At 59.8% G+C, this 22106-nt stretch carries 15 protein-coding genes and 3 tRNA genes; all 18 read right to left on the bottom strand.

Features of this window, described 5'->3' with window-relative positions; genetic code table 11:
• Positions 1-37: 37 nt before the first annotated feature.
• Positions 38-985, bottom strand: a complete 948-nt coding sequence (locus NOX35_RS01935; protein WP_256495531.1) for a DUF4268 domain-containing protein — start codon at positions 983-985, stop codon at positions 38-40.
• Positions 982-2235: a restriction endonuclease subunit S gene (locus NOX35_RS01930; RefSeq protein ID WP_256495529.1), complete on the bottom strand. Its 1254-nt coding sequence runs from the start codon at positions 2233-2235 to the stop codon at positions 982-984. Before NOX35_RS01930 ends, NOX35_RS01935 begins: the two co-directional genes overlap by 4 nt.
• 76 nt (positions 2236-2311) lie before the next feature.
• Complete coding sequence (locus NOX35_RS01925; RefSeq protein WP_256495527.1) at positions 2312-3862, bottom strand: class I SAM-dependent DNA methyltransferase; 1551 nt, start codon at positions 3860-3862, stop codon at positions 2312-2314.
• A gap of 310 nt (positions 3863-4172) precedes the next feature.
• Positions 4173-4248: transfer RNA gene (locus NOX35_RS01920), tRNA-Phe, on the bottom strand.
• Between the two features lie 178 nt (positions 4249-4426).
• Positions 4427-4502, bottom strand: a tRNA-Phe gene (locus NOX35_RS01915).
• Positions 4503-4585: 83 nt separating this feature from the next.
• On the bottom strand, positions 4586-5251 hold the full coding sequence (locus NOX35_RS01910; RefSeq protein ID WP_182285408.1) for a response regulator: 666 nt from the start codon (positions 5249-5251) through the stop codon (positions 4586-4588).
• Positions 5252-5290: 39 nt separating this feature from the next.
• Entirely contained in the window at positions 5291-7612 is a 2322-nt protein-coding gene (locus NOX35_RS01905) for an ATP-binding protein (RefSeq protein ID WP_182285407.1), read from the bottom strand.
• Positions 7612-8151, bottom strand: coding sequence for a DUF4390 domain-containing protein (locus NOX35_RS01900; protein WP_182287075.1), 540 nt, complete (start codon positions 8149-8151; stop codon positions 7612-7614). The genes NOX35_RS01905 and NOX35_RS01900 overlap by 1 nt, the downstream gene beginning before the upstream one ends.
• 73 nt (positions 8152-8224) lie before the next feature.
• A complete protein-coding gene (gene rsmB, locus NOX35_RS01895) occupies positions 8225-9610 on the bottom strand; it encodes a 16S rRNA (cytosine(967)-C(5))-methyltransferase RsmB (RefSeq protein ID WP_256495526.1) in 1386 nt (461 codons plus the stop codon).
• 206 nt (positions 9611-9816) lie between these two features.
• Positions 9817-14040, bottom strand: a complete 4224-nt coding sequence (gene rpoC, locus NOX35_RS01890) for a DNA-directed RNA polymerase subunit beta' (protein ID WP_003065685.1) — start codon at positions 14038-14040, stop codon at positions 9817-9819.
• Between the two features lie 121 nt (positions 14041-14161).
• Positions 14162-18274, bottom strand: coding sequence for a DNA-directed RNA polymerase subunit beta (gene rpoB, locus NOX35_RS01885; RefSeq protein WP_182285405.1), 4113 nt, complete (start codon positions 18272-18274; stop codon positions 14162-14164).
• 274 nt (positions 18275-18548) lie between these two features.
• Complete coding sequence (rplL, locus tag NOX35_RS01880; RefSeq protein ID WP_003065690.1) at positions 18549-18926, bottom strand: 50S ribosomal protein L7/L12; 378 nt, start codon at positions 18924-18926, stop codon at positions 18549-18551.
• A 36-nt stretch (positions 18927-18962) separates the two neighbouring features.
• Positions 18963-19487 carry a 50S ribosomal protein L10 gene (gene rplJ / locus NOX35_RS01875; protein ID WP_003065692.1) on the bottom strand — a complete coding sequence of 175 codons (525 nt, stop codon included), beginning with the start codon at positions 19485-19487 and terminating at the stop codon, positions 18963-18965.
• Between the two features lie 227 nt (positions 19488-19714).
• The gene (rplA, locus tag NOX35_RS01870; RefSeq protein ID WP_003065693.1) at positions 19715-20410 is read right to left on the bottom strand and encodes a 50S ribosomal protein L1; all 696 of its coding nucleotides are present in this window, start codon (positions 20408-20410) and stop codon (positions 19715-19717) included.
• On the bottom strand, positions 20411-20842 hold the full coding sequence (gene rplK, locus NOX35_RS01865; protein ID WP_003059339.1) for a 50S ribosomal protein L11: 432 nt from the start codon (positions 20840-20842) through the stop codon (positions 20411-20413). It lies immediately after the preceding gene.
• A gap of 125 nt (positions 20843-20967) precedes the next feature.
• Entirely contained in the window at positions 20968-21555 is a 588-nt protein-coding gene (gene nusG / locus NOX35_RS01860) for a transcription termination/antitermination protein NusG (protein ID WP_003065695.1), read from the bottom strand.
• The gene (gene secE, locus NOX35_RS01855) at positions 21555-21938 is read right to left on the bottom strand and encodes a preprotein translocase subunit SecE (protein ID WP_034349432.1); all 384 of its coding nucleotides are present in this window, start codon (positions 21936-21938) and stop codon (positions 21555-21557) included. Before secE ends, nusG begins: the two co-directional genes overlap by 1 nt.
• A gap of 87 nt (positions 21939-22025) precedes the next feature.
• Positions 22026-22101 (bottom strand) — tRNA-Trp (locus tag NOX35_RS01850).
• Between the last annotated feature and the right edge of the window lie 5 nt (positions 22102-22106).

The following is a 22106-nucleotide window of genomic DNA, read 5'->3' as shown; positions in this document are numbered from 1 at the left end:
CCAGTGTGCAAAGGGCGGCTGCCATTTAAATGGCCCATCAGTTCAAGCCTTTGACCAGTGGGCGAAACACCTCCGACATACGCAACGCGGCTTGCTCCAGCCACGCGAAATACGTGGGCCATTGGCTCTCATCGTCCAGCGGCGAGTCAGCACTTACCTGCAGAATGCGGCAGGCATGTCCATCGGGCAGCTCCATCCATTCCAGTTTCACCCCCAGGGTCGCATCAATCTCCGCCTGATGCGCTTGCAACTGCTTGAATATCGCTTTGGAGTTGGGGTGGTCAATATAGACCTCCATGCCCACACGGCTTTCTCGCGAGTGGACGGTGGCAGACAGACTGATGCCCGAACGGCCTAGCGCAATATTGGTCCAATGCTGCGGCAGCGGCTTTTGCGGGCGCAGCGTCGAACCCTTGGCCTGCAACCAGGCTTGCCAGCCCGTCCAAAACTTCAGCTGCCGCTGCTTGGTGGGCGTGGTCGTTGCAGCTGCTTTGGCGTTTTGCTGGCCCGTCTTGGCCCAATCATTGGGCTTGACGACCACGTTGAAGCTAGGTGCCATGGGCGAATCGCCAATGCGCCACAGCTCAATCTCAGCCGCAAACAGATCCAACTCGTCGGTCGTGTGCTGGTTCAAAAACTCCAGTGCGGCAATGTGCTCCGTGCGAAAAGATTCGGCCAGCCAGATCACCTTGCGCGCCCCTACGCCCGCAGCGTAAGTCAGTATCTGGCCCAGGTGGGTATGGTCCGTCTTTTCAAGCTGGTTTTCGATGATGACCTTGCCCCCATCGTCCGTGCACAGAATGTCCACCTTGAAGTCACCCACCGGGTGCTCGGTACCCACCAGTTCCAGTTCACCCAGGCCCAAAGACTCAGCCAGTAGCGTCAGGTTCTCGGCCTGCGCCAGCCACGGGGTGAACTCCCCTGCCTCGTGTGCCCAAGCCTTGCGCAGCGGTATGCGTTCGAGTTTGCCAAGGAGCGTTTTCATACGATAGCTTTTTTCAGTTCGATCTGTGCTTCAGGCAGGGACAACTGGCCGGAAATTAGGCGGGGGAGCAGGGTGTCGCGGAGGGTAGATAGGGTTTGGGCTTGGAACAGGTTTTCTCGAATTCGAGCCATCAGCGCATCCACGGCTGTATCAAACGCTTGGACTACCGGAGCTTGGGGATAAGCGACATGCACGCCTGAAAAGGTATCTTGTGTAATGGTGTCAAAGACAGAACCATGCGCCCGTTGTTGCAACTGTTGAACCAAACGCGTTGCGCTGAAGTAGGTGAAGAAAGTGTCGCCCACCTTACCTCGCAACCCGTAGCAAGATTGATTCATTGCCATAGCCCGTCCAGTCAGAGCTAGCTTTCCAACAGTTCCACGGGCTGAAATGATGGTTGTGCCAGCAGGCAGCAGTTTGGTGGATGACCCATACAATCCCGCCTCTGTGATGTGCTTCTCTGTATCGATTACAAACACGTCGGACGCCCCTGGCGCATCAACCACCGAGAACCAAGGAATATCGCCACCCCAAAAATCGGGATTAGAGGTTTTTGGAGTACCGCCACCGATGATTTGAATGGTGTCGCGGAATGTCTGCACTAGCCACCCCCTCGGCACCTCCCCCAACTCCGACGTTTCAAACCCATCGGGAAACAGCGCTGCGGTGGCCTCGTCCATGCCTTCGGGCGTGCGGCCTTCCATCTTCGCGCGCACGGGGTCGAAATCGACGAACCAGGACTTGAACAGGGCCTGGGCGATGGCTTCTAGGGTGGCGTTGGTTTCGCGTAGGAGGGAGATGCGGTCGTCGAGGGCTTGCAAGATGGCCGTGATAGCGCGCTGAATTCCCAGGGGAGGCAGCGCTAACTCTATCCCTCGCAAAGATTTGAGCGGAGTCGCTATTCCTGGCGTGCCAACCTGGGAGGTATTCATTAGCAACGCAGCACGTCCCGTGACGCTCTTAAAGAAATAGAGCAAGTACAGCGGATCGACCTTCGATCGGTTTGGTGACAGTTTCATGAGGCTGGTCGAAAGCATGTAGCGATGACCATCATCAGGTGTGATCCCGACCTCTCCGATGTTGCCGCGATGCGGAAAAACCAAGTCACCAGGAGTCAAGCAGCAGCTCGCCAATGAATCTGCGGTGCCACTGGTCACATGGACAAAATCGCCTTTGAGCTGTAAACCTTCTCCAAGGTTATTCCCACGGATTACGCGGACGCCAGCAGGTACATACAGGTCAGCTTTCATACGAGAGCCGAAAGGGCCTACGGCTAGTGAACCCGCGCGAGGATCTGCCAAATCACCAATCGAGACCTGCGGCCACTCAGAACGCATACCCCAGCCCCCCCAGCTTCGCCCGAATCACCGCATCCAGCTCCGCGCCCTTCGTCATCTGCTCGCCCAGCTTCTCCGTGAGCTTCTGCATCTTGTCGGCAAAGGCTTCGTCGTCGTCTTCCACTTCTTCGGCACCCACGTAACGGCCAGGGGTGAGCACATAGCCGTGCTGGGCGATCTCAGCCAGGGGCACGCTGCGGCAAAAGCCTTTTACGTCTTCATAACTGCCTGCGCCCGGCTCGCCGCGCCAGGCGGCCACCACGGCTTCGATGCGGGCAATCGTCTCATCGGTCAGCTCGGCCTGCACACGGCTGATCATGCGGCCCTGCTTGCGCGCATCGATAAATAGCACTTCGCCCTTGCGCGTTTTTTGCTTGGCCAGAAACCACAGACAGGCGGGGATCTGGGTATTAAAGAACAACTGCCCGGGCAGGGCCACCATGACTTCGACCACATCGGCATCGACCATGGCCGCGCGAATCACGCCTTCGTTGTTCTGGCTGCTGCTCATGCTGCCGTTGGCAAGCACAATGCCGGCGCGGCCCGTGGGCTTGAGGTGGTGCAGCATGTGCTGCAACCAGGCGTAGTTGGCATTGCCGTGTGGTGGATCGCCAAACTCCCAGCGTGGGTCGCCTTCCAGGCTGCCGTGCCACCAATCGGAGATGTTGAAGGGCGGGTTGGCGAGGATGTAGTCGGCCCGCAGGTCGGGGTGCTGGTTGCGGGTGAAGGTGTCGGCAGGCTCGCGGCCCAGGTTGTAGTCAATGCCTCGGATGGCCAGGTTCATGGCGGCCAGGCGCCAGGTGGTGGGGTTGCTTTCCTGCCCGTAGATGCTCACGTCGCCCCGCTTTCCGCCGTGGGCTTCGATGAATTTCTCGCTCTGCACAAACATGCCGCCCGAGCCGCAGCACGGGTCATACACCTTGCCTTCATGCGGGCTGAGAATGGCGACCAGGGTCTTGACGATACTGGCGGGCGTATAGAACTGCCCGCCCTTCTTGCCCTCGGCGCTGGCGAACTGACCTAGGAAATATTCGTACACCTGGCCCAGCACATCGCGTGCCACGGAGGGGTCGTCGCCAAAGCCGATGGTGGAGACCAAGTCCACCAGCTCGCCCAGCTTGCCATCAGGCAACTGCGCACGGGCGTAGCGCTTGTCGAGAATGCCTTTGAGCTTGGGGTTCTCGGCCTCGATCAGCGTGAGGGCGTCGTCAATGTGTTTGCCAATGTCGGGCTGCTTGGCAGCATTGCGCAAGGCTTCCCACCGTGCGCCCTCGGGTACCCAGAAGACATTGACTTCTTTGTAATAGTCGCGGTCTTCCAGCTCGGCTTCGATGTCGGCCGGGTCGGAGTCGCCGTAGAAGTATTCGTCGTCGGGGTTGGTAAGGCGGGCCGTCAGCTCGGCACGGCGGGCGGCAAAGGTGTCAGAGATGTATTTGACGAAGATGAGGCCCAGCACCAGGTGCTTGTATTCGGCGGCGTCCATGTTGGCGCGCAGCTTGTCTGCTGTGGCCCAGAGGGTTTTTTTGATGTCGGCGTTCATGGAAGAGTGGAGCAGGCACAGTGAGAGGCCGTAAGAGACTCTCGCTTGATCTTGTAACTGGCCTGATCTTAGCGGGGATGGGCGGTCGTGCTGCGTGTCCGTATCGCTCATAGGAGTGTGGCCGCCAAGCAGCCAGCCCGGATGAAAAGCATGTAGGCTGCGCCAGCAGGTGCTTCCGGTATTGCAATCGCTGCAATGCAGCCGTGGCGCAAAGCGCAGCTTCCTCGGCATACGTCCGGGAACCAAGGATTTTTTTCCTCAAGCACAAACAGAAAAGCCCCAGATCATTTCTGATCTAGGGCTTCATGTTTGGTGGCCTGGGACGGAATCGAACCGCCGACACAAGGATTTTCAATCCTCTGCTCTACCGACTGAGCTACCGGGCCTTTGCTGTCCAGCAACTTGAATTTGCCGAAGCTGCGATTATAGGCATATTTTTTCCGCTTCCTGCCCCGCCGGGGCATTCCAGCCCGAAGCATTCGCCGACCTGCGAATACTGCCGGTGACGGGTCAGATCTAGATGCAGAAAAGCCCTGGATCATTGCTGATCCAGGGCTTTGAATCTGGTGGCCTGGGACGGAATCGAACCGCCGACACAAGGATTTTCAATCCTCTGCTCTACCGACTGAGCTACCGGGCCTTCATCAACACTCTTGAGTGCCGAAGCCACGATTATAGGCACACTTTTCGACCCAAAGTCGAAAACTGCGATTTTTTTGGAAATTATCCGCGGCGATTGCGTCCGAGGTCCACGCCCAGCTGACGCAGCTTGCGATACAGGTGGGTGCGCTCCAGGCCGGTCTTCTCGGCCACGCGCGTCATGGAGCCGCCTTCGCGGGCCAGGTGGAATTCGAAATAGGCTTTTTCAAAGCCGTCGCGCGCCTCGCGCAAGGGACGGTCAAGATCGAAGCCCTGGTGCGAATTGGGCAGGTTGTCTTCCGCCGCCTGGGCTGTGATGCTGACCACGGCCGATGGCGCCGTGCCGTTGCTGGCATGCGCTGCAGTTTCCGCGCCCTGGCTGGCCGTGCTGCGCGCCAACCCCTGCTCCACCGCCTTGAGCAGCTTCTGCATCGTGATGGGCTTTTCGAGGAAGGACAGTGCACCGATGCGCGTGGCCTCGACGGCCGTTTCGATGGTCGCATGACCGCTCATCATGATGACGGGCATGGTGAGCTGGCCGGCCGTGGCCCATTCCTTGAGCAAGGTGACGCCGTCGGTATCCGGCATCCAGATGTCCAGCAGCACCAGATCGTAGTTGTGGGTTGCCCTGGATACGCGTGCCTGCGTGGCGTTCTCCGCCACGTCCACACTATGACCTTCGTCGTTGAGGATTTCCGACAACAAATCCCGGATCCCCAGTTCGTCGTCGACCACTAGTATGTTTGCCATGTGTCTAAAGCCTGTTGCTATGCCTTGTGCAGAACGGGATCAAGCCGCCCCCGCACGGTCGTTAGGTACAAATGATAGCGACACTCGCGCGCCTTGCACTACCCCGTCTTCCTCTCGATTACCCAGGTCCACTCTTGCGCCATGCTCGTCGGCGATTTTCTTGACCACGGCCAGACCCAGACCTGTGCCGCGGGACTTGGTGGTCACATAGGGCTCGAAAGCTCTTTGAAGAATATTGGGAGCAAAACCTGTGCCACTGTCGCTGATGCTCAGGCGGACACGCTGGGCCGTGTCCATCCAGCGGGTTTCGATGGTGACGGAGCCCGGAGTCTGCCCTGTTTCCTGCGCTCTTTGCGCCGTGGAATCTTGCGCATTTTGCAAAAGATTGTGGATGACCTGGCGCAATTGCTGGCTATCGCCCTGAATCAGCGGACAGGCTTCGTCAAGCGATGCCTCCACACGCACCGTCGCATTCTCTTCGCCATAGAGCTGCAGCACCTCTGCGATCAGTGCATTCAGATCCAGCGCTTGCAGATTGGCTGCCGGCAAACGTGCGTACTCACGAAACTCATCGACCAGACGCTTCATGGCGCCCACCTGGTCGACGATAGTCTTGACCGATTTTGCCAGCAGCGCCTGCTCCGCAGGCTGCAGCTTGTCGGTCAGCTTCATCGCCAGACGCTCCGCAGACAGCTGAATCGGCGTCAACGGATTCTTGATCTCATGCGCCACGCGGCGCGCAACCTCGCCCCAGGCCTGTGCACGCTGGGCCGAGACGATCTCCGAAATATCATCGAACACCAGCAGACGCTGGTCATCGGGCAGCTCCGCACCACGCATGACGAGGCTGGTGGTGTTATGCACCACATCGCCATTGCCGCTGCCACCGTCCAGCTCATAGACCTGCTGCCAGCGGTCGCGCCCCTGCTCGGCCGAAGCATCGCCCAGGAAAATCTCGAACTGCTCCTGCACCACGCGCGCGAAGTCCTGCAGACCCGAGACATCGCGCAGACGCTTGCCCTGGAACACCGCCATGGGCGCACGCAGAATGCGTGTTGCACCGGGATTGCTGAGGACGATGCGCCCGGAGCGATCGAGCACGATGACGCCCGAAGTAAGGTTGTCCAGAATGGTCTGCAGATTGCTGCGCGCAGCATCGAGTTGCAGCAGATTGCGGTTGGCATCGGAGCGTGCATCGGCCAATTGCTGGGTCATGACGGCAAAAGAGCGCGTCAGCCCGCCAATCTCGTCCTTGCTTTGCAGCGCAGGCTTGGGACGCAAATCTCCACGAGCCACATCGCGCATGCCCTGGGCCAGCAACAGCAATGGCTTGGCCAGCTGATTGCCCAGCACCACGGCCAGCACCACGGCACCAAACACGGCCAGAAACAGCGCCAGCGTCAGAGTGCCGATATACATGCGCTGCAACCCACCGCGAGCCAGTGCTCGCTCCTGGTATTCGCGATTGGCCTCCTGCACGGCCAGGGCATTGCTGACCAGGGCTTGCGGCAGGGGAATCGTGGCCTGCAGATAGCGAGCCTCCTCCAACAGATTCACGGCCGAGCTGGGCACCAGCGCCAGTGTGCGCACCTTGGCGTTGGCCGCAGCCTGATCGGCAGGCACGTCACCGGCATCATCCAGGCCTTCGATGCTGGCCACGGCACGCTGACCGCCCTGCTCCCTCAAGCTGCGCAGCAGTTGGGTGTTGGGCCGCTCCGGCGCCAGGCTGAACTGAGACTGACCGGCACTTGCAATGGCCTTGCCTGATGCATTCCAGAGCACCACATCGGAGGCACCGATCTGATCTCGGATGCGCTCCAGCATCAGTGCCGCACCGGCATCCGAGGTCTGAGAGAGCTGCAGGCCTGCCGTGCGCGTGTTGTTGGCCATGTCATTGGCCACAGTATCCAGTGTGGCACTGGCCAGGCTCACACCCGCAGACAAGGCCCCCTCGACCTTGACGTCAAACCAGCTCTCTATCGAGCGCGAAACAAACTGGTAGGACACCACATAGATCAACAAGCCCGGCAGCAAACCCACCAAGGTGAAGATGCCCGCCAGCTTGAGCAACAGCTTGCTGCCAAAACGCCCGCGCCTGAGCCGCAGAGCCAGGCGCAAGCCGCCCCAGAACAGTACCAGCAGCAGCAATCCGGCCACAACGACATTGGCGGCAAACAGCCAGTTGTAGTTGCGCTCATAGGCCAGCCGGTTATTCGTGGCCAGGGTCAGCAGGAACAGCAGCAGCACCCCCACCACCACCATCAGCGCCACGCCCGTGCCAACGGCCCAGCGCGTGGCGCGCGACCAGCGCGCGGCAGAGGAGCCGCTGGCTTCGCCATCCAGGAGCTTGAAGTCAGCCATCAGGGAGCAGCCTCCAGCGTCTGTGTGCGCGACAGTTGCAGATTCCAGCCCGAGCGCCCCAGCGCCCCAATCTGTAAAGGTCTGGGCAGGGACGACAGATCTATGCGAAAGCGCAGTTGCACCGAGACGCCTGAAGTGGAGCCGAGCTGGCCGGACTCCAGAATCTTCCAGCGGTAAATGCGTTGAATGGCTGCGATGGCATCCTCCAGCTGCTCGTAGGACTGGCCCAGCGCCAGTCCGGTGCCGCTGCCGCCGGTGAAGGCGGAATTGGAGATATGCAAACGCCAGCGCCTGGTCAGTGGCTGGTGCGTAATGCGGTAATAGCGGGTGGCGACGCCCAATTGCTGATCGGACCAGTACCAGCGCTCGCGCTGTACCTGGGCTTCGGCAATGAAATACATGGGAATGCCCTGACGCAGGGCATCTTCAACCTGGCCAGGCAGCTCGAACTGCAGATTGGCCGAGAGAAACACCCCCTCGTCGGTACGCGTGACCTGCATGGAGCTGATGTCCGGCGGCACGGTATCCGCCCGGGCCATCACGAAAAACAGGGACAAGGCCAGCACCAGCGAAGCTGCACGGGCCGCAGGCCACAAGGCCCCCGCTACAGCGTTAGCGCAATTTTTCCAGCAGAGCGTAAAAAAAGCCGTCGTGGTCACCCAGGGGATTGTCTGCCACTGAATCGTGTTTGGCAGCTTTGCCGGGAATTAAATGACCCGGAGCAGGCAAGCTGGCCGCCGTAGTGTTGCGTGCAAGAAACGCTTGCATCTGGGCATCGCCCTCGGCCTTGAAGACCGAGCAGGTGCAATAGACCATGCGGCCGCCGGGCTGCAGCAGCGGCCACAAGGTATCCAGCAGCCTGGACTGGATGTCTGCCAACTGGGCCACATCGCTTTCACGGCGCAGCCAGCGCACATCGGGCTGGCGACGCACAATGCCCGATGCGGTGCAAGGCGCATCAAGCAAGATGGCATCGAAGGGCTGACCGCCACATTGCGACTCGAACCACGCCTGGGGCGCGGACGCATCGGCCACCAGCACCTTGGCCTTCAAGCCCAGGCGCGACAGGGTTTCATCGATGCGGCGAGCCCGCTCGGGGTCGATCTCCAAGGCCGTGACTTCGATGCTGCCGGGCGCGGCACGTTCGAGCAGATGAGCGGTCTTGCCGCCGGGCGCCGCACAGGCATCCAGCACGCGCAGCGGGCGCCCCTGGGGCTGGGACAAGCCGGCCAGCAGCAGTGGGGCCGCGGCCTGTGCCGCGCCGTCCTGCACCGATGCCCAGCCTTCTTCAAAATGCGGCAGCTCCTGTACAGGCACGGCCTGCTCCAGCTGCAGACCGCACTCGGCGACGGCCGTCGCCTTCAGGTTCATCTCCTGCAGCGCATCCTGATACTGGGCTGCAGTGCTTTTCTGTGCATTCACGCGCAGCGTCATGGGCGGCTGGGCATTGTTGGCCGCCAAAATGGTCTGCCAATCCTGGGGATGGTCTTTCCTGAGCCGGGCAATCCACCAGGCAGGGTGATTCCAGACGGCCACTGGATCGCTGTCGGTCGCGCTCACCAAGGCATCGCGCTCGCGCAGAAAGCGGCGCAGGCAGGCATTGATGAAACCGGACTGCGCGCGTGCCGCGCCATTCTTGGCGGCTTCCACGGCCTGGTTGACCAGGGTGAAGGGCGGATACGGGGCTTGCGCCTCATCCCAGGCCAAAGCCAGCGCCGTGCTCAGCAAGGCACTGACCTTGGGTGCAGGTGCGCGCGGCGCCAGCTGCTTTTGCAGCGCCTGGGCACGTCCCAGATTGCGCAGCACCTGGAACAGCAAGGCCTGCACTCCCGGACGCAAGCGCTGCGGCACCTGTGCCAGCACAGCCTTGCTGGACTGGCCACCCAGGATGCCGTGCAGGGCCTTGGCCACTGCATCCAGCTGTTGCCACAGGGCAGGAGCGTTGGGTACAGCAGCACCAGCCGCGGCGTTCTTGGGTTGGGAAGGCTTGGAAGTCATGAAGAGCAGACCTGAAAAACTTGGAAAACTGACGCAGACAGCAAGGCACGGCGGGCATGTCCATCGACATGCGCCATGCCTGATCCGAACTTGCGCAAATCGTGTCTTGATCAATGAAAAACGCTCCCGTCTGCACAAGGCAGAGCGGGAGCGCGGTGCATCAGCAGCGAACCGCAGCCCTTGCCGGCTGCGGCCCAGTGCCATGCTTAGTCGGCAGAGGCGTCGCCAGCAGGTGCTTCGACGTCATCAGCCAGCACACCGGCCAGCTCGGCTTCTTCGGCTTCGGCGATGGCACGACGCTCGGCATCGTCCATTTCGTCCTTGGCCTTGCGAGCCTGGTGATAGGCCAGACCGGTACCGGCGGGGATCAGACGACCCACGATCACGTTTTCCTTCAGGCCACGCAGTTCGTCGCGCTTGCCCATGATGGCAGCTTCGGTCAGAACACGGGTGGTTTCCTGGAAGGAAGCCGCAGAGATGAACGAGTCGGTCGACAGCGAAGCCTTGGTGATACCCAGCAGCACGTTGGAGTACGTGGCAGGCAGCTTGCCTTCCTTCTGCATCTGTTCGTTGGTGTTGAGCACCTCGGAACGCTCGACCTGTTCACCCTGGATGTAGGTGGTATCGCCGGAGTTCTCGATGATCACGCGACGCAGCATCTGACGCACGATCACTTCGATGTGCTTGTCGTTGATCTTCACACCCTGCAGACGGTAAACGTCCTGCACCTCGTCCACGATGTAGCGCGACAGCTCTTCGATACCCAGCAGACGCAGGATGTCTTGAGGATCGGCAGGACCGTCAACAATGGACTCGCCCTTGTTCACCACCTGGCCTTCGTGGACCAGAATGTTGCGCTCCTTGGGCACCAGTTCTTCCCAGACCTTGCCTTCCAGATCGGTGATCTGCAGGCGGATCTTGCCCTTGGTCTCCTTGCCGAAGGACACGGTACCGGTCATCTCGGCCAGAGTGCCCTTGTCCTTGGGCGTACGGGCTTCGAACAGTTCGGCCACACGGGGCAGACCACCGGTAATGTCGCGGGTCTTCTGACCTTCCACAGGGATACGGGCCAGCACTTCGCCGGGGCCCACGTCCTGGCCGTCACGCACCTGGATCAGGGCGCCGACCTGGAAGCCGATCGTCACGGCATGGTCGGTACCTGGGATCTTGACTTCCTGGTTGTTGGCGTCGATCAGCTTGACCTGGGGACGCACCACCTTGGCGGAGCCACGACGCTTGGGGTCGATCACCACCAGAGTGGACAGACCGGTCACTTCGTCGACCTGCTTGGCCACCGTCAGACCTTCTTCCACATTCTCGAAACGCACTTGACCGGCGTATTCGGTAATGATGGGTCGGGTCAGCGGATCCCAGTTCGCCAGGATCTTGCCGGCCTTGATGGCTTCATCGGGCTTGATGGTCAGCACGGCGCCGTAAGGCACCTTGTGACGCTCGCGCTCGCGGCCGTTTTCGCTGATCACGATCTCGCCGGAACGCGAAATCACCACCAGCTCGCCCTTGGTGTTGGACACATAGCGCATCGTGCTGTTGAAGCCGATGACACCATTGGACTTGGCTTCCACGCTCGAAGCGATGGCGGCACGCGAAGCGGCACCACCGATGTGGAAGGTACGCATGGTCAGCTGCGTGCCGGGTTCACCGATGGACTGGGCAGCGATCACACCCACGGCTTCGCCGAGGTTGATCAGGCCGCCGCGGCCCAGGTCGCGACCGTAGCAGGTGGCGCACAGGCCGAAACGGGTTTCGCAGGTCAGAGCCGTGCGAACCTTGATTTCGTCCACGCCCTGGGCTTCCAGCTCTTCGATGGTGTCTTCGTTGAGCAGGGTACCGGCAGGCACCAGCACGGCACGGGTTTCGGGGTGCAGCACTTCTTCCGCGGTCGAACGGCCCAGCACACGGTCGCGCAGGGATTCGATCACTTCACCGCCTTCGACGATGGCGCGCATCAGATAGCCGTTGGAGGTACCGCAATCCTGTTCGTTCACGACCAGATCCTGCGTCACGTCCACCAGACGACGAGTCAGGTAACCGGAGTTAGCCGTCTTCAGCGCCGTGTCGGCCAGACCCTTACGAGCACCGTGGGTCGAGATGAAGTACTGCAGCACGTTGAGGCCTTCGCGGAAGTTCGCGGTGATAGGCGTCTCAATGATGGAGCCGTCAGGCTTGGCCATCAGACCACGCATACCGGCCAGCTGACGAATCTGAGCTGCGGAGCCACGGGCGCCGGAGTCGGCCATCATGTAAATCGCGTTGAACGACTCCTGATCGACTTCGTTGCCATGACGGTCGGTGGTCTTCTGGACCTTGAGCTGGTCCATCATCACCTTGGACACGTCGTCGCCGGCCTTGCCCCAGATGTCCACCACCTTGTTGTAGCGCTCGCCGGAGGTCACCAGACCCGAGACGTACTGCTGCTCGATCTCCTTCACTTCGGACTCTGCGCGGGCCAGGATGTCGGCCTTTTGCGGAGGCACCAGCATGTCGTCGATGGAGATCGAGATACCGGCGTGCGTGGACAGACGGAAACCGTTTTGCAGCAGCTTGTCGGCAAACACGACCGTGGCCTTCAGACCGCACTTGCGGAAGGAGGCGTTGATCAGCTTGGAGATTTCCTTCTTCTTGAGCGCCTTGTTCATGTTGCTGAAAGCCAGGCCCTTGGGCAGGATTTCAGACAGCAGGGCACGGCCCACGGTGGTTTCCACGAGCGAGGTCACGGGCTCGAATTCGCCGGTTTCCTTGTTCTTGTTCCACTCGGTCAGGCGCACGCTGATCTTGGCGTGCAGTTCGGTCTCGCCGGCATCCAGAGCGCGTTGCAGCTCCATCAGGTCGGCAAACACCATGCCTTCGCCCTTGCCGTTGATCTTTTCACGCGTGGCGTGATACAGACCCAGCACCACGTCCTGAGAAGGAACGATGGAGGGTTCGCCCGAAGCGGGGAACAGCACGTTGTTCGAGGCCAGCATCAGCACGCGGGCTTCCATCTGCGCTTCCACAGACAGGGGCACGTGAACAGCCATCTGGTCACCGTCGAAGTCGGCGTTGAAGGCCGCGCAGACCAGCGGGTGCAGTTGCAGGGCCTTGCCTTCGATCAGGATGGGCTCGAAAGCCTGGATGCCCAGACGGTGCAGCGTAGGCGCACGGTTGAGCATGATGGGGTGTTCCTTGATGACTTCTTCAAGGATGTCCCACACCACGGGCGTACCGGCTTCCACTTCCTTCTTGGCAGCCTTGATGGTCGTGGCGATGCCGCGCTGCTCGAGCTGCGCGAAGATGAAGGGCTTGAACAGCTCCAGCGCCATCAGCTTGGGCAGACCGCACTGGTGCAGCTTGAGGTAAGGACCCACGGTAATCACGGAACGACCGGAGTAGTCCACGCGCTTGCCCAGCAAGTTCTGACGGAAACGACCGCTCTTGCCCTTGATCATGTCGGCCAGCGACTTCAGGGCACGCTTGTTGGCGCCCGTCATGGCCTTGCCGCGACGGCCGTTGTCCAGCAGCGAGTCCACCGCTTCCTGCAACATGCGCTTTTCGTTGCGCGCGATGATTTCAGGAGCCTTCAGCTCGAGCAGGCGGCGCAGACGCGAGTTGCGGTTGATGACGCGGCGGTACAGGTCGTTCAGGTCGGAAGTGGCGAAACGGCCACCGTCCAGAGGCACCAGGGGACGCAGATCGGGAGGCAGCACGGGCAGCACTTCCATCACCATCCACTCGGGCTTGATGCCGGACTTCTTGAACGCTTCCAGCAGCTTCAGGCGCTTGGCGTTCTTCTTGACCTTGACTTCGGAGCCGGTCAGATCGTTGCGCAGGCGCTCGATCTCGACGTCGATGTCGATGCCTTCGAGCAGGTCCTTGATGCCTTCAGCGCCCATCTTGGCGGTGAACTCATCGTAGCCGTACTCGAGTTGCTTGGCGTCGTAGTCGTCCTCGGTCATGATGCTGAACTTCTTCAGCGGAGTCATGCCGGGGTCGGTCACCACATAGGCTTCGAAGTACAGCACGCGCTCGATGTCGCGCAGCGTCATGTCCAGCACCAGGCCCAGGCGCGAAGGCAGGGACTTCAGGAACCAGATGTGGGCGCAGGGCGCGGCCAGGTCGATGTGACCCATGCGTTCGCGACGCACCTTGGTCTGTGTGACTTCAACGCCGCACTTCTCGCAGATCACGCCGCGGTGCTTGAGGCGCTTGTACTTGCCGCACAGGCATTCGTAGTCCTTGATCGGGCCAAAGATCTTGGCGCAGAACAGACCATCACGCTCGGGCTTGAAAGTACGGTAGTTGATCGTTTCAGGCTTCTTCACTTCACCGAAAGACCAGGAACGGATCTTCTCGGGCGAGGCCAGGCCGATCTTGATGGCATCGAAATGCTCATCAGGCGTAAATTGCTTGAACAGGTCGAGTAGCGATTTCATGTAACTCTTTCCTTTTCGTCAAAAATCATTGCAGCCACCGCTGGATTTGCCTTGGTTTCAGCAACGAACCAAGCGCAAATCCTTTGTTTTAAAGCGGTTGCAGCTCTCTGTTTAATAGGGCTTAAGAACGTTCGAGCTCGATGTCCAAGCCCAGAGAGCGGATTTCCTTGACCAGCACGTTGAACGATTCGGGCATGCCCGCTTCGATCGAGTGCTCGCCCTTGACGATGGACTCGTACACCTTGGTACGACCGACCACGTCGTCGGACTTCACGGTCAGCATTTCCTGCAGCACGTAGGCGGCGCCGTAAGCTTCCAGCGCCCACACTTCCATTTCACCGAAACGCTGACCACCGAACTGGGCCTTACCGCCCAGAGGCTGTTGCGTCACCAGCGAGTAAGGACCGGTGGAGCGGGCATGCATCTTGTCGTCGACCAAGTGGTGCAGCTTCAGGTAGTGCATATAGCCCACGGTGGTCGGACGCTCGAAGCGCTCGCCGGTGCGGCCGTCATACAGATAAGCCTGAGTGCGTGTCTCGGTCAGACCCTTGGCGGCAGCGATGTCGTCAGGGTAGGCCAGCTTCAGCATGTCCTTGATCTCGGCTTCGGAAGCACCGTCGAACACCGGCGTTGCGAACGGCACGCCCGTGGTCAGTTCCTTGGCCATGGACATGACTTCGCCGTCGTCCAGCTGAGACAGCTCTTCCTTGCGACCGCTGCGGTTGTAGATCTCTTCCAGGAAGGCGCGCACTTCAGCAGCACGGGCTTCCTTTTGCAGCATGTCGCCGATGCGCTGGCCCAGACCCTTGCCGGCCCAGCCCAAGTGCACTTCCAGCACCTGACCGATGTTCATACGCGAAGGCACGCCCAGCGGGTTCAGCACGATGTCGGCAGTGGAGCCATCAGCCAGGAAAGGCATGTCTTCCACAGGAGTGATCTTGGAGACCACGCCCTTGTTACCGTGACGGCCGGCCATCTTGTCACCGGGCTGCAGACGACGCTTGACGGCCAGGTAGACCTTGACCATCTTCAGCACGCCGGCAGGCAGCTCGTCGCCCTGGGTGAGCTTCTTGCGCTTTTCTTCGAACGCCAGGTCGAAGGTGTGACGCTGCTGCTCGATGGAATTCTTGATGGACTCCAGCTGAGCGGCCACATCGTCTTCGGCAGGACGAATGTCGAACCAGTGGAACTTCTCCACGCCGTCCAGATAGGCCTTGTCGATCTTGGCGCCCTTGGACAGTTTCTGAGGACCACCGTTGGCCACGCGGCCGGTCAGCAGCTTCTCGATACGGTCGAAGGCGTCGGCTTCCACAATGCGCAGCTGGTCGTTCAGGTCCAGGCGGAAGCGCTTGAGTTCATCGTCGATGATCTGCTGGGCGCGCTTGTCGCGCTGGATGCCTTCACGCGTGAACACCTGCACGTCGATCACGGTGCCTTGCGAGCCCTGATCCACACGCAGAGAAGTGTCCTTCACGTCGGAAGCCTTCTCGCCGAAGATGGCGCGCAGCAGCTTCTCTTCAGGCGTCAGCGTGGTCTCGCCCTTGGGCGTGACCTTGCCCACCAGCACGTCGCCGGGCTGCACTTCGGCACCCACGTAGATGATGCCGGACTCGTCCAGGCGGTTCAGTTGCTGCTCGGACAGGTTGGGGATGTCGCGCGTGATTTCTTCGGCACCCAGCTTGGTGTCGCGAGCCATCACCACCAGCTCTTCGATGTGGATCGAGGTGTAGCGATCGTCAGCCACGATGCGCTCGTTGATCATCACCGAGTCTTCGTAGTTGTAGCCGTTCCAGGGCATGAACGCGATCAGCATGTTCTGGCCGATGGCGATTTCGCCGAGGTCGGTCGAAGCGCCGTCCGCCAGCACATCACCCTTGGCCAGCTTGTCGCCACGGCTGACGATGGGGCGCTGGTGGATGTTGGTGTTCTGGTTGGAACGCTGATACTTGATCAGGTTGTAGATGTCCACGCCGACTTCACCGGCCACGGCTTCGTCGTCGTTCACACGGATCACGATGCGGGTGGCGTCGACATAGTCCACGATACCGCCGCGCTTGGCGGTGACCACGGTGCCGGAGTCCACAGCGGCAACGCGCTCGATGCCGGTACCGACCATGGGCTTCTCAGGACGCAGCACAGGCACGGCCTGACGCGACATGTTGGCGCCCATCAAGGCACGGTTCGCGTCGTCGTGTTCCAGGAAGGGAATCAGCGAAGCGGCCACGGACACGATCTGCGCAGGCGACACGTCCATGTACTGCACGCGCTCGGCCGACACCAGGGTCGATTCACCGGCTTCACGGGCCGACACCAGCTCGCCCACCAGATTGCCTTCGGCATCCAGATCGGCGTTGGCCTGGGCGATCACGTACTTGCCTTCTTCGATGGCCGACAGGTAGTCGATGTCCATCGTCACCTTGCCGTCCACCACGCGACGGTACGGGGTTTCGATGAAACCGTACTCGTTCAGGCGGGCGTACAGAGCCAGCGAGTTGATCAGACCGATGTTGGGACCTTCAGGCGTTTCGATAGGGCAGACGCGACCGTAGTGGGTCACGTGCACGTCACGCACTTCAAAGCCGGCACGTTCGCGGGTCAGACCGCCTGGGCCCAGGGCAGAAACACGACGCTTGTGCGTGATTTCTGCCAGAGGGTTGGTCTGGTCCATGAACTGCGACAGCTGCGAGGCACCGAAGAACTCCTTCAGAGCCGCAGAGATGGGCTTGGAGTTGATCAGGTCGTGAGGCATCAGGGGCTCTTGCTCGGCCTGACCCAGACGTTCCTTCACAGCCTTTTCGATACGAGCCAGACCGGTACGGTACTGGTTTTCGGCCAGTTCGCCCACGCAGCGCACGCGGCGGTTGCCCAGGTGGTCGATATCGTCGACTTCGCCGCGGCCATTGCGCAGGTCCACCAGGATCTTGACCACGGCCAGGATGTCTTCGTTGGACAGCACCATGGGACCGGTCGCGCCTTCGCGGCCGATCTTGGCGTTGAACTTCATACGGCCCACACGCGACAGATCATAGGTGTCGGCGTTGTAGAACAGGCGCTGGAACAGGGCCTGCACGGCGTCCTCGGTAGGAGGCTCGCCAGGACGCATCATGCGGTAGATGGCAACGCGGGCAGCGAACTCGTCCACGGTTTCATCGGTGCGCAGAGTCTGCGAGATGTAGGCGCCCTGGTCCAGTTCGTTGGTGTAGATGCACTGAACGTCCTGCACACCGGCGCTGCGCAGCTTCTTGAGCAGGGCTTCGGTCAGTTCTTCGTTGGCCTTGGCGATGATTTCGCCGGTATCGGGATCAACGATGTTCTTGGCCAGCACACGACCCAGCAGGAAGTCTTCGGGCACGCTGACGAACTTGGTGCCGGACTGCTCCAGCTCGCGGGTGTGGCGAGCAGTGATGCGCTTGTCCTTGGCGACAACAACCTTGCCGGACTTGTCGGTGATGTCGAAACGCGCGACTTCGCCCTTCAGGCGATCGGCCACGAATTCCATCTGGGCACCGCTGTCCATCAGGCGGAAGTTGTCGTTCACGAAGAACGTTGCCAGGATGGTCTCGGGCGTCATGCCGATGGCCTTCAGCAGGATCGACACGGGCATCTTGCGGCGACGGTCGACGCGGAAGTACAGCAGGTCCTTGGGGTCGAACTCGAAGTCCAGCCAGGAGCCGCGGTAAGGAATGATGCGAGCCGAGAACAGCAGCTTGCCCGAGCTATGGGTCTTGCCCTTGTCGTGCTCGAAGAACACGCCAGGCGAACGGTGCAGCTGAGACACGATCACGCGCTCGGTACCGTTGATGATGAACGAACCCTTGTCGGTCATCAGGGGCACTTCGCCCATGTAGACCTCTTGTTCCTTCACTTCCTTGACCACCTTGGACTGAGCCGTGGAGGACTCGCGGTCATAGATGATCAACTGGACCTTGGCGCGGACAGCGGAGGCGAAGGTCAGACCACGGGTCTGGCATTCACGCACGTCGAAAGCGGGCTTGGCGAGGTTGTACTCGACAAACTTCATCTCCACAAAACCATTGTGGGAGACGATGGGGAAGGCGGAATTGAAGGCCGCTTGCAGGCCATCAATGGTACGTTTTTTGGGGGCTACATCTGCCTGCAGGAATGCTGTATAGGCATCTTTTTGCATCTGCAGCAGATAAGGCACTTCGAGCACGCTATCGCGGCTCCCGAAGCTTTTGCGGATTCGCTTGCGTTCGGTATAAGAATAGGCCATGAGATCTCCGGGCAAAGACATGAGTCCTGGGTCTGCGACGACTGCCCCACAGGGTTCTCCTGCGGGCTTGGCGGTTGGCCACTACCAACCATGGCTGACGGCGATGCGTTGCACATCGCCCGAACCAAGGCATCTTCTGCTGTCGGATTGTCAGAAGACACTAAAAAGCAGACTCCCTAGGAAACCTGCTTTCTGGTGTGTTCTTTCAGCGCGTTCCACAAGCGCCAAAGGCTGGAGACCCTTTTAGGAGTCTCCAGCCCTTGATTTCACTGAATTACTTCAGTTCAGCCTTGGCACCGGCTTCAACCAGCTTCTTCACAGCGGCTTCAGCGTCAGCCTTGGGAGCTGCTTCCTTCACGGTCTTGGGAGCGCCGTCGACCAGATCCTTGGCTTCCTTCAGACCCAGGCCGGTGATTTCGCGCACAGCCTTAATCACGGACACCTTGTTAGCGCCAGCGTCGGTCAGAACGACGTTGAACTCGGTCTTTTCTTCAGCAGCAGCAGCGCCACCAGCAGCGCCGCCAGCAGCGGGAGCAGCCATAGCAGCGGCGGACACGCCAAACTTCTCTTCAATAGCCTTGACCAGGTCGTTCAGTTCCAGAACAGTCATGCTGTCCAGGGCGGTCAGGAATGCGTCTTTATCGAATGCCATTTTGATTTCCTAAAATTGGTTGGTTTTGCCGAGCACTCAGGCTGCGGCTGTTTCTGTTGCCGCTTCGGCAGAGCCTTCGCCCTTCTTGGCCGCCAGAGCGCCCAGCACAACGGCTGTACGCGAGATAGGCGACATGAGCAAGCCGCACAGTTGTGCGAGCAGTACTTCCTTGGAGGGGATGTTTGCCAGTTGCTTAACGCCGTCGATGTCCAGGGCCTTGCCTCCGAACGCACCACCGCGAATCACCAACTTGTCGTTGGTCTTCGCGAAGTCGGCCACCACCTTGGCGGCAGCCACTGCGTCTTCAGAGAAGCCATAGATCAGGGGACCAGTCATCTGGTCAGCCACCACGTCAAACGCGCTACCGGCAACAGCACGGCGGGCCAGGGTGTTCTTCAACACGCTCAGGCTCACACCCTTGCTGCGAGCATCGGCACGCAGTTTGGTCATGTCGGCGACCGTGATGCCACGGTATTCCGCGATCACAAGCGTTTGAGCTTTAGCGGCGAGGCTGGTCACTTCGTTGATGACCGCTTCTTTCTCACTGCGATTAAGACTCAAGGTCTACTCCTTCAAATGCATATGCAAGGCAAGCCCTGCATACACGCTCTTGTTGCAGCGACCAACTGTTTAGGAAAAATTTCCATCTGCAGCGGGATCGCCATCTGCGTTGGCCTTCGTGATTAAGTGATCAAATCACACCAACGGTCTTGGATGACCTGCAGGAGCAACAACTCCCGCAGCCCACCACACCAGATGAGCCAGGCTCATCTGACGATTTCTAGCAATTACGCCGAGATGGATTGTGTATCGACGCGAACGCCCACACCCATGGTCGACGAAACAGCCACCTTGCGCAGGTACAGACCCTTGCTGGAAGCAGGCTTGGCCTTGTTCAGTGCATCGATCAGAGCAGCCAGGTTGCCCTGCAGCTTGTCGGCATCGAACGAACGGCGACCGATCGTGCCGTGCACGATACCAGCCTTGTCCACGCGGAACTGCACTTGACCAGCCTTGGCGTTCTTCACGGCCGTAGCGACGTCAGGAGTCACGGTGCCAACCTTGGGGTTGGGCATCAGGCCACGGGGGCCCAGGATCTGACCCAGCTGGCCCACAACGCGCATAGCGTCGGGAGCAGCGATCACCACGTCGAAGGGCATGTCACCGGCCTTGACTTGAGCAGCCAGGTCGTCCATGCCGACCACGTCAGCGCCAGCAGCCTTGGCTTCTTCAGCCTTGGCGCCTTGTGCGAACACAGCCACGCGAGCAGTCTTGCCGGTACCGTGAGGCAGCACCACAGCGCCACGCACCACTTGGTCCGACTTCTTGGCATCCACACCCAGTTGCACGGCCACGTCGATGGATTCATCGAACTTGGCAGTTGCAGCTTCCTTCACCAGCGCCACGGCGTCAGCGAAAGAGTACAGCTTGTTGGAATCAACCTTGCCCTGGAGAGCTTTTTGCTTCTTGGTCAACTTGGCCATTTACACACCCTCCACGATCACGCCCATCGAACGGGCAGAACCAGCCAGCGTACGCACAGCAGCGTCAACGTCAGCGGCGTTCATGTCCTTCAGCTTGGTCTTGGCGATTTCTTCCAGCTGAGCACGTGTGATCTTGCCAACCTTGTTCTTCAGAGGATTGGAAGAGCCCTTGTCCAGCTTCACAGCCTTCTTGATCAGAACGGTTGCGGGAGGAGTCTTGATGACGAACGTGAAGCTCTTGTCAGCAAAAGCCGTGATCACCACGGGCAGAGGCAGGCCGGGCTCGACACCTTGGGTCTGGGCGTTGAACGCCTTGCAGAATTCCATGATGTTGAGGCCGCGCTGACCCAGCGCAGGACCAATGGGAGGAGAAGGATTGGCCTTACCAGCTGGCACTTGCAGCTTGATGAAGCCGACGATTTTTTTCGCCATGTTGAGCTCCTTACGGGTATAGCGCCATTCGCAGCGTCTGCAAACAGCTCCCCGAGGTTGCTGACTCTACAAAAAAGCTTCGCATCGAGTCAAAAAATGCGAAGCCCTAGATTCTATTGCGAATCTCAAGTTTTCTCAACTTGAGAGAATTCCAATTCCACAGGAGTTGCGCGGCCAAAGATGGTGACCGACACACGCAGACGGTTCTTTTCGTAGTTGACTTCTTCGACGGAGCCGTTGAAGTCTGCGAACGGACCTTCCTTGACACGAACCATTTCGCCCACCATGAACTCGACCTTGTGGCGGGGCTTCTCGGTGCCCTCCTGCATCTGGTCGACGATCTTGCGAACTTCTTCTTCAGAAATGGGGGCAGGACGATTCTTGGCACCACCGACGAAACCAGTCACCTTGCTGGTGTGCTTCACCAGGTGCCATGTATCGTCATCCATCACCATTTCGACGAAAACATAACCGGGGAACAGGCGACGCTCTGTGGTGCGACGAGTGCCGTTGCGCATTTCCACAACTTCTTCGGAAGGCACCAGGATGCGGCCAAACTTGGACTGCATGTCCGAGCGGGCAATACGCTCCGCAATATTGCGCTCGACAGCCTTCTCCATACCCGAATAGGCATGGACGATATACCAGCGCAGATCGGGATTGGCGGGTCCCGCTGCTCCACCATTCACATCTGTTTCGACTGCATCAGCCATTACTTCCTCCAGCCCAAAATCAAGTCGTACAAGACCCATTCAAGCGTCTTATCGGTGAACCACAAGAACAAGGCCATCACCACCACAAACGCAAAGACATACAGTGTCATCTGCATGGTTTCTTTGCGGGTGGGCCAGACCACCTTCTTCACCTCACGCCAAGCATCACGAGCAAAGCCAATGAAGCGCTTGCCCGGCTCAGAAATCAGAAACACGCCAGCAGCCAGCACCAGGCCGACAATCAGAGTCGCCCACTGCACCAGCGCACCTTGCTTGCTCAACAGATAAAAGCCAGCAATAGAAGCAACAACTAAAGCCGCAACAGCGGCTAATTTTGCTTTGTCAGCAGCAGAGCTGACTGTTTCAACCTGAGTAGTGGCCATATTTTGTTTCAAATGCACAAAAATGTGCAATTTCAAGACACAAAAGCCCGCCAAAGGCGGGCTCTTGTTGATTCCACCATTAAGAGGTGGCAGGGGCAGTAGGAATCGAACCTACAACCTTCGGTTTTGGAGACCGACGCTCTGCCAATTGAGCTATACCCCTACAAA

The organism is Comamonas sp. C11, from assembly GCF_024496285.1.
GTDB lineage: Bacteria > Pseudomonadota > Gammaproteobacteria > Burkholderiales > Burkholderiaceae_C > Comamonas > Comamonas testosteroni_F.
The sequence above is the reverse complement of the archived record's forward strand: the minus strand, read 5'-3'. Positions and strand labels throughout refer to the sequence as shown.